Origin of the sequence: Prevotella heparinolytica (genome assembly GCF_004342845.1) — a bacterium.
In the GTDB taxonomy this organism is placed as follows: Bacteria; Bacteroidota; Bacteroidia; order Bacteroidales; family Bacteroidaceae; genus Bacteroides; species Bacteroides heparinolyticus.
In genome coordinates this window covers 1-1,115 of sequence record NZ_SLXB01000066.1, presented here as the reverse complement: position 1 = coordinate 1,115, position 1,115 = coordinate 1, and the positions used below count along the sequence as shown (strand labels likewise).

At 52.6% G+C, this 1,115-nt stretch carries 1 protein-coding gene; it reads right to left on the bottom strand.

All coding sequences use genetic code 11. The features are described 5' to 3' along the window. Nucleotides 1-53: 53 nt before the first annotated feature. Nucleotides 54-599, bottom strand: coding sequence for an HU family DNA-binding protein (locus tag EV202_RS14965; protein ID WP_131927620.1), 546 nt, complete (start codon nt 597-599; stop codon nt 54-56). Nucleotides 600-1,115: the final 516 nt, after the last annotated feature.

The following is a 1,115-nucleotide window of genomic DNA, read 5'->3' as shown; positions in this document are numbered from 1 at the left end:
TACCCTGATCCGGTGTTATTCTTTTCTTACGTCTGACCTCTTACGTCTAACGTCTAACCAAGCGGATTCTCTCCTTGGCCGCCCGAGCCCGTGCCGCCGCCCGTGCCGCTGCCGCCACCCGTTCCACCGCTGCCGCCCGGTGTAGGCGCAGGCAGTCCTTTGGCTTTGCGGTAGTCCGCCATCGAGGCATAGTTTACGCCGGCCTCCAGCACACCTCCGTCCTCGAAGCTGAGTTCTCGGATAATCCTGCCGCGAAGTTCCCGGGCAGGTGTGAACGTTACACGGGGCGATTTAATCATCGTGCCCACGTTGAAATCTTCTATCTTCTCCACGCCTGCACTTTTAAAGGTGATGCGGAATGTACCCAGGCCGGGCACATTCACCGTGTGTCCCTGCTGCAACTGTTGGGGGATGAACTCCGCCAGCAGCTCCATGGCTGCCTCCAGCTCGATGGGTGCCGTGGTGGTATGTACCGTTGCGGCACGGGTCAAAGCTTTGGGAGACAATGGTTTTGCACTGTTTGGCACGGCATACCACTTAGCCGGGTCATTCTTCTTCATCGGGTGCTTCTTCTGCACCAATTTGTAACTGATACTCATACTGATAAAGTTTTAATTAATAATTAAATGATAATAACTCACAGTCGGCGTGTGAACGCCTTTTCTTTTAATTCCCTTGAATGTCCCCGCAGGAGGGGTACTTACCTCACTGTGGAGACGCCGTTTACCTCACTGCGGTGACGCTTCTTGTCTCACTGCGGTGACGTTGCTTGTCTCACTGCAGTGACATCACCCATTTCACTGCGGTGTCATCACTTGTCTCACTGCGGTGACGCCGCTTGTCTCGCTGCGGTGTCATCACCTGTCTCACCGCAGTGGCATCGCTACCCCTCACACATATAGCTGACATTAGACATTAAGACCGTACATATCAGAACATTAGCATTCATGCATTAGAACCAAGATAAAATAAAATCCGCGTCATCCGCGCAATCCGCGCCTGAAAAACACCCTCCTCTTGCCTCAGCAGCCGCAAGTCTCGTTCCGCATCCATAAAGTCACGACTTGTATATCCCATTGTATTTACGTATAAAGTGAAACGTGATACTCTCGGCT

Coding starts and splice junctions, on each gene's coding strand:
- EV202_RS14965 (WP_131927620.1), bottom strand. CDS start 599: ATGAGTATCAGTTACAAATTGGTGCAGAAGAAGCACCCGATGAAGAAG.